This window comes from Streptomyces sp. NBC_00466, assembly GCF_041433995.1.
GTDB lineage: Bacteria > Actinomycetota > Actinomycetes > Streptomycetales > Streptomycetaceae > Streptomyces.
This window is the reverse complement of sequence record NZ_CP107896.1, coordinates 340,590-353,959: the sequence shown is the minus strand read 5'-3', so window position 1 is coordinate 353,959 and position 13,370 is coordinate 340,590. Positions and strand designations below refer to the sequence as shown.

The 13,370-nt window shown below is 70.6% G+C and carries 14 protein-coding genes; 4 read left to right on the top strand and 10 right to left on the bottom strand.

What is annotated here, in order from left to right:
- Nucleotides 1–12: 12 nt before the first annotated feature.
- The 3 genes from OG210_RS01570 to OG210_RS01560 form a co-directional block, all read right to left on the bottom strand.
- A complete protein-coding gene (locus OG210_RS01570) occupies nt 13–465 on the bottom strand; it encodes an FMN-binding protein (protein WP_328333177.1) in 453 nt (150 codons plus the stop codon).
- Nucleotides 466–476: 11 nt separating this feature from the next.
- Nucleotides 477–1,820 (bottom strand): ferric reductase-like transmembrane domain-containing protein, encoded by a 1,344-nt coding sequence (locus OG210_RS01565; protein WP_371534854.1) that lies wholly within the window; start codon nt 1,818–1,820, stop codon nt 477–479.
- Nucleotides 1,821–1,923: 103 nt separating this feature from the next.
- Nucleotides 1,924–2,628, bottom strand: a complete 705-nt coding sequence (locus OG210_RS01560) for a pyridoxamine 5'-phosphate oxidase family protein (protein WP_328333181.1) — start codon at nt 2,626–2,628, stop codon at nt 1,924–1,926.
- 231 nt (nt 2,629–2,859) lie between these two features.
- Here OG210_RS01560 and OG210_RS01555 point away from each other — a divergent pair, with 231 nt between their 5' ends.
- Complete coding sequence (locus tag OG210_RS01555) at nt 2,860–4,404, top strand: AAA family ATPase (protein WP_328333183.1); 1,545 nt, start codon at nt 2,860–2,862, stop codon at nt 4,402–4,404.
- Nucleotides 4,405–4,428: 24 nt separating this feature from the next.
- Here OG210_RS01555 and OG210_RS01550 read toward each other — a convergent pair whose 3' ends face one another.
- The 3 genes from OG210_RS01550 to OG210_RS01540 are packed head-to-tail and all read right to left on the bottom strand — an operon-like array spanning nt 4,429 to nt 6,671.
- On the bottom strand, nt 4,429–4,707 hold the full coding sequence (locus OG210_RS01550; RefSeq protein WP_328333185.1) for a dsRBD fold-containing protein: 279 nt from the start codon (nt 4,705–4,707) through the stop codon (nt 4,429–4,431).
- A gap of 26 nt (nt 4,708–4,733) precedes the next feature.
- Nucleotides 4,734–5,642, bottom strand: a complete 909-nt coding sequence (locus OG210_RS01545) for a universal stress protein (protein ID WP_371534853.1) — start codon at nt 5,640–5,642, stop codon at nt 4,734–4,736.
- 42 nt (nt 5,643–5,684) lie between these two features.
- On the bottom strand, nt 5,685–6,671 hold the full coding sequence (locus OG210_RS01540) for a nitroreductase family protein (protein ID WP_371534852.1): 987 nt from the start codon (nt 6,669–6,671) through the stop codon (nt 5,685–5,687).
- A 233-nt stretch (nt 6,672–6,904) separates the two neighbouring features.
- Here OG210_RS01540 and OG210_RS01535 point away from each other — a divergent pair, with 233 nt between their 5' ends.
- The 3 genes from OG210_RS01535 to OG210_RS01525 all read left to right on the top strand — a co-directional run bounded on the left by OG210_RS01535 (nt 6,905) and on the right by OG210_RS01525 (nt 10,170).
- The gene (locus OG210_RS01535; protein ID WP_328333189.1) at nt 6,905–7,582 is read left to right on the top strand and encodes a CBS domain-containing protein; all 678 of its coding nucleotides are present in this window, start codon (nt 6,905–6,907) and stop codon (nt 7,580–7,582) included.
- Nucleotides 7,579–8,445: a universal stress protein gene (locus OG210_RS01530; protein ID WP_328333191.1), complete on the top strand. Its 867-nt coding sequence runs from the start codon at nt 7,579–7,581 to the stop codon at nt 8,443–8,445. The genes OG210_RS01535 and OG210_RS01530 overlap by 4 nt, the downstream gene beginning before the upstream one ends.
- Before the next feature lie 147 nt (nt 8,446–8,592).
- Complete coding sequence (locus tag OG210_RS01525; protein WP_371540126.1) at nt 8,593–10,170, top strand: GAF domain-containing protein; 1,578 nt, start codon at nt 8,593–8,595, stop codon at nt 10,168–10,170.
- A gap of 34 nt (nt 10,171–10,204) precedes the next feature.
- Here the strand turns inward: OG210_RS01525 and OG210_RS01520 are convergent, their stop codons facing one another.
- From OG210_RS01520 to OG210_RS01505, 4 genes are all read right to left on the bottom strand, one after another.
- Nucleotides 10,205–10,909 carry a response regulator transcription factor gene (locus OG210_RS01520; RefSeq protein ID WP_328333193.1) on the bottom strand — a complete coding sequence of 235 codons (705 nt, stop codon included), beginning with the start codon at nt 10,907–10,909 and terminating at the stop codon, nt 10,205–10,207.
- A 134-nt stretch (nt 10,910–11,043) separates the two neighbouring features.
- A complete protein-coding gene (locus OG210_RS01515) occupies nt 11,044–11,493 on the bottom strand; it encodes a cyclic nucleotide-binding domain-containing protein (protein ID WP_328335670.1) in 450 nt (149 codons plus the stop codon).
- 24 nt (nt 11,494–11,517) lie between these two features.
- On the bottom strand, nt 11,518–12,159 hold the full coding sequence (locus OG210_RS01510; RefSeq protein WP_328333195.1) for a CBS domain-containing protein: 642 nt from the start codon (nt 12,157–12,159) through the stop codon (nt 11,518–11,520).
- 369 nt (nt 12,160–12,528) lie between these two features.
- Complete coding sequence (locus tag OG210_RS01505) at nt 12,529–13,215, bottom strand: CBS domain-containing protein (protein ID WP_328333197.1); 687 nt, start codon at nt 13,213–13,215, stop codon at nt 12,529–12,531.
- Nucleotides 13,216–13,370: the final 155 nt, after the last annotated feature.

Genomic DNA, 13,370 nt, shown 5'->3' with positions numbered 1-13,370 from the left:
GCGCCGGGGCCGTCAGATACCGGCCTTGTCCAGTGCGCTCTGCAGGGACTGGACGTAGCCCTGGCTGGTGTAACTGGCGCCGGAAACCGCGTCGATATGAGCGCTGTGGGCCCCCAGTGCCTCCTTTGTCAGCCGGGGTACGGACGAGGCGGCGAGCTGCCGGCTGTGGTCGTCCCCGGACGGGGTGTGAAGGGCCTTGACGCTGGTCAGCCGGCCGTCCTTGACGGTCGCCGTGACCTGCACGGTGCCGTACTTGGTGGGCACGGCATCGCCGGTATAGGTGCCGCTCACCGGGTGCGAGCCGCCCGGTGGGGGCGACGGCACACTCCGGGGCGGGGGCGCGGTCGGCGCCGGTTGCGCGGCCGCCATTTCTTCGGAGTGGTGCGGTTTGAACGAGAGGAGCATGACGACCACGGCGCTGGTCGAGGCAGCGGCCAGCACGGCTCGGCGGACTGCCACGGACATAGTGGGCCTCCTCAGAACGCGAACGACTCGTGGTGGATATGCCGGCGCGGGATCCCGGCCACGCGCAGGGCGTGCAGAGCGGCATCGGTCATGCCGGGCGGGCCGCAGAGATAGACTTCGTGGGCGGTGAGGTCCGGCACCAGGCGGGCCAGCGCGTCGGCGGTGAGCGGCGACGACGCGGCCGGCTGGTCGACCACGTAGTGCACAACGGCGCCCCGGTCGGCGGCGATCGCGTCGAGTTCGTCCCGCAGCGCGAGGTCCTCGGGGCGGCGGGCCCGGTATATCAGTGTCACCTCTCCCGGCAAGGTCTCGAACAGCGCCCGCAGCGGCGTGATCCCTACACCGCCCGCCAGCAGCAGGATCCTGGACGACCGTTTCCGGGCCGCGGTGAAAGCACCGTACGGGCCCTCGGCCCACACCCGTGTTCCCGGCCGCAACGTGGCGAGGGCAGCGCTGTGTGCGCCCGCCGCCTTGACGGTGATCCGCAGCTCATGCGGGAGCGGGGGCGCGGAAAGTGAGTACGGGTTGGCGGCCCACCACAGACCGGGCGTCAGGAAGCGCCAGCGGAAGAACTGCCCCGGTTGGGTGCCCAGTTCGTCCAGATGGTCGCCGGTCAGGCGAATGGAGACGACCCCCGGGGCCTCGTCCCGCAGACCGGCGACGCGTACCCGGTGGCGCAGGGCGCGCCGTACGGGAACGACGAACCGGTACCAGCCGATCAGCGCGGCCACCCCGAGGTACAGGACGTACCACGCCACCCGGGCGGGGAGGTTGCCGGCGAAGTCCGCGCCGTTGCTGAGCTGGTGGAAGAAGGCGAGGAAGACCGCCAGATAGGTCGCGAAGTGCAGGTAGTGCCAGGTTTCGTAACGCATCCTGCGGCGCGCGGCCCGGACCGAGATGATCCCGGTGGCGACCAGCAGGAGGAACGCGGCGGTCGCCTTGAGCATGTCCGGATAGTGCAGCACCAGCGTCGATGTCTGGTGCACCACGCCGGAGTGGGAGGTCAGCGAGTACCCCCAGATGATCAGCAGCGTGTGGGCGAGCACCAGGGAGATGGTGTACCGGCCGCCCGTCGCGTGCCAGCGCGCGAGCCGGTCGCTGCCGATGGTGTGGTCCAGGAGGGGTACGCGGGCCATGAGAGCCACCAGCACGGCGCAGGAATAGCCCGCCAGCAGCCCCGTGATCCGGCCCGCGTCGGTCAGCCACCCCGCTGCGCCCACCACCGAGGTGGTGTCGGTCCACCACAGGGCGAGCACTCCCGCTGCACCCGCCCAGATCGCGCACTGCGTCAGGAGGGGAACCAGCGAGCGCGGGCGACGGGAGCGGATCACCGAATGGTGTTTCGCCGTACTCATGGAGCCTCACTCTCCACCTCATACCAAGTGTGACGACGCGACCTCTGAGAAGCCTCTGAGAACGACAGCCCGGCCGCGGCCCTGGCGAGTCCGCTCAGGTGGGTCAGTGCTCCGGCCCGTCGGCGGACGCGATGCCGATCCGGCGGCCCGTTGTACGGGTGGGCGCGATCGACACCCACAGGCTGCGGTCGCCACCCGCCCATGGGGTGGTATAGGCGTGCTGGTCCAGATCCTGGGCTGCCGCGCCACTGGTGACGGCCCGTGCGGTCCCGACCACGTTGACGCTCCAGCCCTTGCTCATCGCTTCGTCGATGTGATCGACCTCGAAGGCGACCTCTTGGCCGACGGCCTCTGCGGCTACCGTCCCGGGAGCGGTGCGATATGCGATTTTGCCTTGAGCGACAACGTAGTTGACAGGTACGACGGCCGGCCCGTCCCCCGTGGAGACGGCCACCCTGCCGACACCGTGGGTCGAGAGCAGTTCGCCGCACTCCTCGCTGCTCAGAGTCCTCAGCTCCGGATGGTAGGCAGCTTGCCCTGTGCCGGGGGGCAGCTCCGTATCGCTTCCGGTCAGTGCGTCGACCGTTGTCTCCAGCGCGTCGGCGAGACTCAGCATGAATCCGATGCTTGGGGCAGCCTTCCGTTCCTCGACGTACTCAAGGTAGCCGGATACGGACCCTGCTCGTTCGGCCAGCGCCTCCCGGCTCAGTCCCAGCTGCTCACGGCGGGCCATGACGCGTCGGCCGAGGTCGCTTGACGGCACGTAGGCGGCCTGGCCACGCGATGTCCCCTGGGGTTGATCCGCCATGGTGTACACACATCCTTCGCGCTACGGACGGGTCCCTGTCCATGTCACCTTGCCCGCCCGTCGGGTGCGCCGCATGGGCCGACCGGTTCCGGAACGGGACTGTCCGGCCCGCAGGCGGTGCGCTGGTCCGGACGGTCCTGCGCACCTGGTGCGATACGCGCACCATGGACAGGGGGCGACGCGCCCCGCGATCTCGTAGCGGGTGCCGGCCGCTGCGCGGAGGAGCCGGTGATGTCATCGAATTCCGTAGAAGACTCCAGCGGTACGGAAAAGCCGCGGCCCGCTGAGATCACCGAGACGCATACCGCGGTCGTGATGTTCGTCGGGGACCACGCCTACAAGCTGAAGAAGCCGGTCGACCTCGGTTTCCTCGATTTCCGTACGGCCAGGGCCCGGCACGCGGCGTGCGAACGGGAGGTCCTGCTCAACCGGCGATTCGCCCCCGACGTGTACGAAGGGGTCGCCGAGGTCGGTCTGCCGTGGGGCGGGCCGCCCGAGCCGGTCGTGGTGATGCGGCGGATGCCGGCCGGACGCAGACTCTCCCACCTGGTCACTGCCGGGGCTCCGGTCGATGACGCACTGCGGCGTACGGCCCGGCTGCTGGCAGCGTGCCACGCCGGCTCCCCGCGGACGGCCTCGATCTCCCAGGAGGGGACCCGGGACGCCCTGCTTGCCCGCTGGGAGGACAGCTTCGAGCAGATCCATGCGCTGAAGGCACGGCTTCCGCTGCCCCACATCGGTGAGACAGCGCATCTCGTACGCCGCTATCTGGCCGGCCGGCAGGACGTCTTCGACACCCGTATCCGCGAGGGGCGCGTGGTGGACGGCCATGGCGACCTGCTCGCCGAGGACATCTTCTGCCTCGACGACGGCCCCCGCGTGCTGGACTGCCTGGAGTTCGACGAGACCTTGCGCCATGTCGACGGTCTCGACGACGCGGCCTTCCTCGCCATGGACCTGGAGCGGCTCGGGGCACCCGAGGCCGCCGCGTACTTCCTCGCCCGGTACAGCGAGTACTCCGGTGACCACGCGCCCGCGTCCTTGCGCCATCACTACGTCGCCTACCGCGCCTTCGTCCGCGCCAAGGTCTCGCTGTTCCGGGAGCAGCAAGGCGTCCCCGCCGCGCGATCCGATGCGGAACGCTTCGCGGACATCACGGTCCGCCACCTGCGGGCATCGGCGGTACGGCTCGTCCTGATCGGTGGCCCTCCCGCCGGCGGCAAGTCCACGCTGGCGGGCGGGCTCGCCGACCGGCTCGGCCTGACCCTGCTGAACAGTGACCGCGTGCGAAAGGAGGTGGCGGGTCTCCCGCCCGAGCGGCCCGCCCCCGCCGAGTACGAGAGGGGCATCTACACCCCCGCGTGGACACGGCGCACCTATGAGGAGCTGCTCGGCCGCGCCTCGGCACTGCTGGCTGCCGGGGAATCCGTGGTGGTCGACGCGTCCTGGAACCTCGATGTGTGGCGGCGTGCCGCGACCGAGGCGGCGCGGCGCCACGACGCCGACCTGGTCGCCCTGCGCTGCGAGGTCCCACGCGATGTCGCCGCGATGCGACTCGCCGCCCGCCCGCCGGGTCCGTCCGACGCCGGTCCGGTGGTGGGCGATGCGATGGCAGCGGCGGCGGAACCGTGGCCGGAGGCCGTCACAGTAGACACCAGCGGGTCCCCGGCGGCCGCCGTCGAACGAGCGGTCGCGGCGGTGCGCCCTGACGGCGCCGGCGCACGAGGGATCTCCCGACGGCCGTTCATTGGCACTGGACTGAGGACTGAGGACTGAGGACTGAGGGCCGCCCCGCAGCCGTCACCGGGGTGGGTCGGCCGGCCCGGCCATGTCCACGATGTCGTCCGCGGCGACATCGTGCAGACGCACTGCGAGGTCCTCCAGCGCACGGCTCGCGGCCAGTTCGTCGCCGATCTCGGGGATCGGCCGGTCGATCGGATTCCGGCGTGCGACGCCTCGGCCCACCACGTGTGCGGTGTTGTCACGCCAGGAGTCCTGCGTGGTCAGAACCGCGCGGGCCCGGGTCTCGTCGCCGTCCTCGGTGAGGGAAATCTGTGCGGTCCACTGCTTGGCTTGCATGATCGCTCCCTTCGGCACTGCTCTTCTCATGCTGCTTGCTGCTCCTCTGGATGCGCACCGTCCGACCATTCCGGGACGACCGCCACGGGGCAGGGGGCATGGTGCAGCACCGCGTGATTGATGCGCCCGAGCTGCAACCCGATGGCAGCATGCCGACGTTGCGCCCCCACGACCAGCAGATCAGCGCCGGCCGCTTCCTCCAGGAGCGCCTGGTGCGCGGTGCCCGGGACGAGTTTGCGCTCGACCGTCACCTGCGGGTAGTCGCCGTCGACGACTCCCAGGATCCGGTCGACTGTCTCGTCCGCCTGCCGCCGGTATGCCGTCTCCTGAGCACCTCCGAGGAACGGGTAGGGCATGCTCGCGTAAGGCGGGCAGTTCCAGGCACGTACCGCGAGGAGTTCGCAATCCCGGGAGCGCGCCTGTTCGAAGGCGAAGCGTGCGGCGGACGTGCTCCCTGTCGTCCCCCCGACCCCGAGGACGACCCGCCCGTACGTGGGCGCCCCGGCCTGCGACTCCCCCCGCGTCACGAACACCGGGCAGTGGGCACGGCCCGCGACGGTCAGGCTCACCGATCCCAGGAGCATGGCCGCGATCGGACCGTGCCCACGAGGTCCGAGTACGAGGAGGGCTGCCTCGGTGCCCTCGGCCAGGAGCGCTGCCACCGGGTCCTCCGGCCGCACGTCGGTGGCGACCTTGACGCCGGGAGCGAGCGAGTGCACGCGCTCCTGGGCCGTGGCGACCAGGTTCTCGGCGTGGACCTGTTCGGAAGGGCGGTCAGCCGAGATGCGCGGCCGTACCCCTTCGTAGTGCTCCCACAGGGAGGCATGGACGATTCTCAGGGCCCGGTTGGACCGTTCTGCCTCTGCCGCCGCCCAGTCGACCGCCTGAAGACTCCCTTCCGATCCGTCCACTCCCACCACCACGGGAAGTTCCATCGCTCCCACCGCCTTCTCCCTCGAAGATGTGATCACCGGCAGTCAGCCTTCGACCGTCAGCACGTCTGCCACGGGGCGGCGCGGTGTCTCCGGCCCCGGCGGGCCGTATCCCAGCCGCACCACCATCTGGACCTGCCCGGTGCCCGAGAGCGGGTCGCGCAGTACCCGCCGCAGTTCGGGCCATTCGAGGGCCTGGGTCGCGAAGGAGCTGCTCAGCCCGTGGAGCGTGGCGACGAGCAGGACGCGTTCCAGGGCTTGCCCCGCGTGCAGCCAGTCGGCCGGTTCATCGCGTGCGGTGCTCAGCAGTGCCAGTTGGGGGCGGTCCTCGAAGTTCGCCCGAGGACGTCCGCCGGCCGGTGTGGGGCCGGCGAAATCCCGTGCGGGAGCTGAGCCGCCGCGCTTGAGCGGCCCGAAGGCGTACCTCGGTACACCGTCCACGGCTGCCTCATCATCGGTGTTCCGTGTCCACTGTTCCGTCTCGGCCTCCCTGGCCGCGTCCATGTGGTCGTACCCCTCGGCGTCATTGATGAGGTCGAGCACGGTCTGCAGGTGGGGCCCGGCCGGGAGGGCCAGGGTCGCGCCTTCCTGGTGCGCGGCCTCACCGAGCGCCTGTCGGACCTCTTCCGGGATACGCCGGTCGGTGAAGGGGGCCCGGCTCGTGCGACGCTCGTGGATCGCCGGGTACAGAAGAGCAAGTCCGTCCGTCCGGTCATCGGGCTCGTCGAGTCGTACGGTCGCCAGGAGCTCGGGGACGGCCGGGTCGGGAAACAGGCGGGTGACTGGCCGCAGGCCGACGTGGGACGCCGCTACCCGAAGGTTGAACAGGGCAGCACCACAGCCGATGTGCAGCCCGCGGGTCGTGGGGTCGGAGTGCGGCATGGCGCGCGTCAGATCGGCGAAGAGGCTGAAGACGGCGTTGCTTCGCGCGTACTGGAAGCGCCAGGGCTGTGCGTTGTGCATGGACGGCGCGGCCGTCGCGTCAAGGACGAGGCGGGCCGCGTCCACCTCGTCCGGAGTGTGTGCGGACACCAGGTCCTCCAAGGCGCGTCGGGTTTCCTTCACCAGCGTCCCCCGGAGGGAGCGTCTCGTGGGAGGGGCCGGTAGGGCCCGGTCGCGAGCCTCATGGCCTATACGGATCCGCCGCCGCGGGCCTTCCCGGCCGTCCGGGAGGGGCCGGGTGGCACCTGCCGCAGTACGGCAGCGAGCGCGCACCCTTGGTATGTGGCCGCGGTTCGGCGGTTACGGCGAAAGGGAGTGAGGACATGGATCACCGCAGGATCAGTGAACTCATGACCCGCGATGTGGTGAGCGTGCGGACCGATACACCGTTCAAGGAGATCGCCCGGACACTCGCGGAACACGATGTCAGCGCCGTACCGGTGCTGGACCGTGCGGGCCGCCCGGCCGGGATCGTCTCTGAGGCGGATCTGCTGCGCGAGGCGGCCGACCGCTCCGATCTGTCCGGCAGGACACCTCTGCCCCGCCTTGAGGCGTGGGAGCGTGCCAGGGCCGAGGGCCACAACGCGGAAGAGGTCATGTCCGCCCCGGCGGTGTGCGCACATCAGGACTGGACCGTCGTGGAGGCGGCCCGGCTCATGGCCGTGCACCACGTCAAGCGTCTGCCCGTGGTCGACGAGACAGACACCCCGCTGGGCCTCGTCGCCCGTGCTGACTTGCTGCGCGTCTTTCTGCGGCAGGACCGCGCCATCCATGAGGAGATCGTGCACGACGTACTCACCACGACGCTGGGTTTCGCGCCGTCCGACGTCACCGTCGAGGTCACCGACGGGCAGGTCCTTCTGCGCGGCACGGTGGACGACAGCAGTCTGGTCCCCGTGCTGATACGGCTGTGCACCAGCGTGGACGGAGTCGTCTCGGTCTCCGAGCGGCTGAGCTACCGGACGGCTCCCGTCCGCGCGGGAAACGGAGCGATGTCATGAATGCGGTTGTCACGGTGGGACTGGACGGCACCCCCGAGTCGCTGTCTGCCGCGCTCTGGGCAGCTCAGGAGGCATCGGCGCGCGGTGCGACGCTGCGGCTGCTGCACGCCTGGGTGCTGCTCGCACCAGAAGCGCCTGCTGCGGAGCAGCCGGAGGGCGACCCCAACTACTGGCCCAAGCGGATCGTGTCCGACGCACGCGACGCCATCGGGCAGCGCTTCCCCGGCCTGCGGGTCTACGAGGACCTGGTCGCCAAGGAGCCGATGGGCGCCCTGCTGGAAGCGGCCGCGGAGTCGCAGACGCTGGTCCTCGGTTCACGCGCACTGAGTTCGCTGACCGGATATTTCCTCGGTGACATCGGCATGCACGTCCTCGCGCGGGCCGAGGTTCCGACGGTCCTCGTACGGGCCAGGGAGGATGAGGCCCCGATCACGGAGGACGGTGATGTGGTGCTGGGGCTGAGCCTGCGCCGTCCGTGCGACGAGCTCATCGAGTACGCCTTCGACGCGGCGATCCGACGGGACTCCACTCTGCGAGCGGTGCACGGCAGGAATCTGCCGCCATCGGCCTACACCCGGGGCGGCCTCGACCCGTACCTCTCCCATGAACTGACCCGCGAGGCGCAGCAGGATCTCACCAGGACGCTCAGTCCATGGCGCGACCGGTTCCCCGACGTGCGGGTCGTCGAGAAGGTGCGGATGGAGAGCCCGGCGCGCGCCATCGTCCGCGACATCGCCGGTACGGGACTGCTCGTCGTCGGCCGCCGGGTGAAGCGTCCAGCATTCTCCCGTCGTATCGGTCATGTGCCGTCGGCGGCCGTGCACCACGCTCCGTGCCCGGTTGCCGTCGTCCCCCACACCTGACTGTCCCGGAGAGCCCGGCAGGGCAGTCCGAAGGGCCCGGGAACAAGGTGCCGGGCGCCCGCTGGCAAGGCGCCCCGGCACCGCTCGCCGCTACGGTGGAGAGACGAGGTGCTTCTCTCTGCTCGGCAGGGCCTGACGGAGGACACGGTGACCGAGGACCGCGAACGGGCGGACGGTGCGCCGAAACATCCCGAAGCACTGCCGTCCGAGCTGCAGGAGCGTCTGGCCACCGTTGAGCACGGCGCCAGGGAGACGATGCGGAGCCTCCTCGAAGCCGTGCTTTCCGTCGGCCGGGATCTTGAGCTCGCCCAGGTGCTGCGGCACATCGTGGAGGCGGCCACGGTGCTGGTGGACGCCGAGTACGGGGCGCTGGGCGTCGTCGGGGAGGGCACGAAACTCGCACAGTTCCTGACCACCGGTGTGAGCCGGGAGTGTGCCGCGTCCATCGGATCGCTCCCGTCCGGTCACGGAATCCTCGGTGAGCTGATCCGGCATCCCGAGCCCCTGCGCCTGTCGGAGCTGTCCGGGCATCCCGCGTCGTACGGATTTCCGCCGGGCCACCCGCCGATGCACTCGTTCCTGGGGGTGCCGGTCAGGGTCGGTGATGAGGTGTTCGGCAATCTGTACCTGACCGAGAAGCGGGGCGCCGCGGACTTCGACGACAATGACGAGACTGTCCTGCTGACGCTTGCCATGGCGGCGGGAACAGCCATTGAGAACGCGCGCCTGTACGAGATGTCCCGTGACCGGCAGCAGTGGCTCGAGGCCAACGCCGAGATCATCGCCCGTCTGCTGTCGGGGGCGGGCGAGGGCGAGGTGCTGAGTCTTGCCGTGGACCGCGCGCGCAGCATCCTCTCGGCCGACCTCGGCGCCCTGGCGCTGCCGGCCGACGGCGGGAAGAGTCTGCGGGTCGCACTGGCCTCCGGTGTCGACGCCGAGTTGCACGACGGGCTGGTCCTGCCCCGCGAGGGTTCCTTCGTCGGCGCCGCGCTCCAGGCCGGCGGAACGATCACCAGTGCCGACGTGGAGCACGATCCGCGCGTCACCGCCGGCCCGCCCCGGTGGGGCGGGCTGGAGCCGGCCGTCGCGGTGCCCCTGATCGTCGGCGATACGGTGCGGGGTGTCCTGGTGCTGGCACGCAGCCGTGGACGGGAGCCGTTCACCGAAGCGGGGACGGCCCCGCTGCTGGCCTTCGCCGGTCAGGCGGCGCTCGCCATGGAGCTGGCCGAGCGACGGCGTTCCGCCGAACAGCTCGCCCTGCTGGAGGACCGCGACCGGATCGCCCGCGACCTGCACGACCTCGCCATCCAGCGGCTGTTCGCGACCGGAATGACTCTGCAGAGCGCCGTTCGGTTCGTCGACCACCCGGAGGCACGCGAGCGGCTGTTGCGGGCCGTGGACGACCTGGACGAGACCATCAAGATCATTCGTTCGACGATCTTCGGACTCCGGGCCCCGGCGACGGAGCGTGACCGCCAAGGGCCTCCGTGGTCAGGTGTCCCCCCGTGGTCAGATGTCCCGACGGTCAGCTCCCCGCCGAGATCCTCCGCTCTGCGGGCGAGGTTGTCGAGCCCGCTGCGGTGGCTGTCCGGCGCGATACCGGTGCCGTTGTCGCAGACGGTCAGGGCCAGTCGGCCGCCACGGACCGTGAGGGAGACCTCGGCGGCGTCGGCGTGCGCGTGCCGGACCCGCCTCGTGTGGACCGTGCCGCTCGGCCACGGGTGAGCCGGCGCCCACAGCAGTCAGTGGCCCACAGCGGTCAGTGGTACCCGTGCTCGGTGTCGGCAGGGTGCGGGGCGGCCTGGGTGGCGAGAACAGCTGCCTGCACCCGCCGTGTGACGCCGAGCTTGGCCAGCAGACGCGAGATGTGGTTCTTGACGGTCTTCTCCGACAGATACAGACGCTTTCCGATCTCCTGATTGGTGAGTCCTTCTCCGATCAGGACGAGGACTTCCCGTTCCCTCGGCGAGAGCTGGGACAGCGCGTCCGCCTCCGGTCCGGTGTCGTCCTCCTCGCCGCGCAGACTGCTCATCAGCCGGGTGGTGGTCGCCGGGTCGAGCATGGACTGCCCGGAGGCGACAGTCCGCACGGCCGCGACGAGATCCGCCCCTTTGATGTCCTTGAGCACGTAACCGGCGGCCCCGGCCATGATCGCGTCAAGCAGCGCGTCGTCGTCGTCGAACGAGGTGAGCATCAGACAGGCGAGCTCCGGCATACGCGAGCGCAGTTCCCGGCAGACGGTGATCCCGTCGCCGTCCGGCAGCCGGACGTCGAGCACGGCAACGTCAGGACGCAGCGCGGGCCCGCGCGCGAGAGCGTGATCGACCGTGGCCGCGTCACCCACGACGTCGATGTCGGGCTCCGCGTCGAGCAGGTCCCACAGACCACGCCGGACGACCTCGTGATCGTCGAGGAGGAAGACCCGGATCGGGTCCTGCGGTGAGAACGGCCGTCCCTCGCTCATGGCTCTCCTTGGGCGCACTCGTCCATCACAGACCCCCTTTTCCTGCCTACCCCCGCTTCCTCCATGGTGACCTTGGTCCGGCACGAGGGCCACAGGGCAGCGGCCCGGACCACGGTGAACGGGCTCTGCCCGGGTCACCCCGGTCCGGTGCCGCTGCCGTGCGGTCCGTAGAGGTCCAGCAGGCGCGTACGGCTTCCCCGCAGCCGGGCCGCCACCACCTCGGCGACGCTGCGGTACATCGCACGGCCGAACACCGGATCGGCCTCGCACAGTGCCCGTACGACCGTCGCGTCGTACTGCTCGGCCTCGACGGTACGGACGGCCTGCGCCCCCAAGTGCCAGACGTACGGGGGGAACAGCCAGGACCAGCCGAGCAACTCGCCCGGCCCCACGGCGTCGACCACGGCCGCCTGGCGTCCGGGCACATGCAGGTCCAGTGTCACCCGGCCGCTCCGTACCACCCAGAACCGGTCGGCACGCCGGCCCTCCTCGAAGATCCGGGTGCCTCCGGTGAACGACACGTCCGAGGCGACTTCCCGCAGTCGCTCGCGCCGGTCGGGAGGCAGTCCTTCGAACAGGTTCATGGTCGCTGCCACTGTCGTCGCACCTCATTCCGGAGCCCGCGCGTGCTGACCGGTGAGACGGTTCACGACCGCCACCACTCCGTCCACCCGGGCTGCCATCCGTACCGCGACGGACACGTCCGTATCCTGCTCAAGGCGGCCACGCAGAGTCACCACACCGTCCTGGACCGACACGATGAGCGGGGCGGGATACAGGTACAGGGCCCGGGCCACGACCTCGTCGAGGATCTCGTCGCGGAGGTCGGAGTCAGGGCGCACGAAGACCCGCAGCAGATCGCGCCGGGTGATGATGCCGACGAGCCGGGCCTCCTCGTCCACCACGGGGAGCCGGCCGACATCCCGGGCGGCCATGGTGCGGCCCGTCAGAGCGATGGTGTCGATCGCGCGGATCGTGACCGCCGGGGCGGACATCAGCTCTCCGGTGGTACGCAGCCCGGCGTCGTACCACCCGCGGGGCGGGGCGGTGCCGGGGAGCCCCGGCACCGTGCCGTGCCGTGCCAGGTCGGTCCGGGTGACGACCCCGATCACCCGGTCGTCGTCGTCCACCACCGGCAGCCCGCCGATACCGTGCTCCGCCAGCGACCGGGTCACGTCCCCGGCCGGCGTGGCGTACCCCACGCTGACGACTTCGCCGGTCATGACATCGCCGGCCGTACGGAATCTCATCTCGCGCCTTTCGGTCGCTCGGCCGCGGAGTAGTACCGGCTTCCACCATCGGTTCCCGGACGGGAGGCGCGCTGGGGCTGTCCGGTGCCCTGACCGGGGCCGTCCGGCCCTTCGGGCGGGACCCCCATGGGTGGAGGGGTCCGGGCGGAACGCGTACGCGTCGCCGTCCCGGATTCCGACGAGGATCCCATCCACATGGCGCTCGGGGACCGGACGACCACGGTTGCTCCCGGCACGGCACGGCACGCCGGCTCGGTCTGCCCGGTACGAAGGACAACGCTGCCCGCGCCCCGGCAACGCGGGAAGGTCGGGAAGGTGTGGGGTGACGCCCGGCCCCGTGAGGCCATACAGGCCGTACGGTCCTGAAGTTCAGGGCGGGGGCCCGGCCGGCGGTGGTCCTGCCGGCCGGGCCGCCGCTGGTCCGGCAAGCTCGCACTCGACATCGACCACCCCTTCGACCGCCCGCGCGAGACGGACGGCGAGCGGCACCAGGGCTGTGTCGCGAACGGTGCCGCTGAGAGTGACCACACCTGCCTCGACAGCGACCTGGACACTCTCCTGGGGAGCCAGGAAGAGGTGCTGGACGACCTCTCCGCGTACGTCTTCCGCGATGTCGTCGTCGGACCGCAGGAAGACCTTCAACAGGTCGGAACGGCTGACGATCCCGCGGAGCATGCCTGCGGAATCGACAACCGGCAGCCGCTTGACCTTTCGCACCGCCATCGTCCGCGCGGCCTGCGCCAAGGTGGCGTCCTCGTGGATCGTCACGGCCGGAACGCTCATCAGTTCCCCGGCCGTCAGCGCCCCTGCCTTGCGGAGATCGTTGAGCCGGCGCTCCTGATCCGAACGGCTCGGATCCGCGTCCCTGAACTCCTCCTTGAGCAGCAGATCCGCCTCGGAGATCACCCCGGCCACCCGCCCGTCACCCACCAGTACCGGCAGCGCGCTCACCTTCCACTTGCCCAGGGTCTCGACCATCTCCTTGAACCCGGCATCCAGACTCACGGCGACCACGGGCCGCGTCATCACATCGCTCACGAGGTGCGGGGAGTGCATGATCCCTCCTGGACGAGAAGCGCTGTTCACAAAAGCCTGAGTTCGCCGTGGCTGGCATGCAAGGGGCCGACCGGCCCCGGGTCCGGCCGGGGGTGCCCACTGCGCCGGGCCTCCTCGCAGGCGACGGTGAACGGGGGTGGTCGCCGGGGGAGCCG

Coding starts and splice junctions, on each gene's coding strand:
- OG210_RS01570 (WP_328333177.1), bottom strand. CDS start 465: ATGTCCGTGGCAGTCCGCCGAGCCGTGCTGGCCGCTGCCTCGACCAGC.
- OG210_RS01565 (WP_371534854.1), bottom strand. CDS start 1,820: ATGAGTACGGCGAAACACCATTCGGTGATCCGCTCCCGTCGCCCGCGC.
- OG210_RS01560 (WP_328333181.1), bottom strand. CDS start 2,628: ATGGCGGATCAACCCCAGGGGACATCGCGTGGCCAGGCCGCCTACGTG.
- OG210_RS01555 (WP_328333183.1), top strand. CDS start 2,860: ATGTCATCGAATTCCGTAGAAGACTCCAGCGGTACGGAAAAGCCGCGG.
- OG210_RS01550 (WP_328333185.1), bottom strand. CDS start 4,707: ATGCAAGCCAAGCAGTGGACCGCACAGATTTCCCTCACCGAGGACGGC.
- OG210_RS01545 (WP_371534853.1), bottom strand. CDS start 5,642: ATGGAACTTCCCGTGGTGGTGGGAGTGGACGGATCGGAAGGGAGTCTT.
- OG210_RS01535 (WP_328333189.1), top strand. CDS start 6,905: ATGGATCACCGCAGGATCAGTGAACTCATGACCCGCGATGTGGTGAGC.
- OG210_RS01530 (WP_328333191.1), top strand. CDS start 7,579: ATGAATGCGGTTGTCACGGTGGGACTGGACGGCACCCCCGAGTCGCTG.
- OG210_RS01520 (WP_328333193.1), bottom strand. CDS start 10,909: ATGAGCGAGGGACGGCCGTTCTCACCGCAGGACCCGATCCGGGTCTTC.
- OG210_RS01515 (WP_328335670.1), bottom strand. CDS start 11,493: ATGAACCTGTTCGAAGGACTGCCTCCCGACCGGCGCGAGCGACTGCGG.
- OG210_RS01510 (WP_328333195.1), bottom strand. CDS start 12,159: ATGAGATTCCGTACGGCCGGCGATGTCATGACCGGCGAAGTCGTCAGC.
- OG210_RS01505 (WP_328333197.1), bottom strand. CDS start 13,215: ATGCACTCCCCGCACCTCGTGAGCGATGTGATGACGCGGCCCGTGGTC.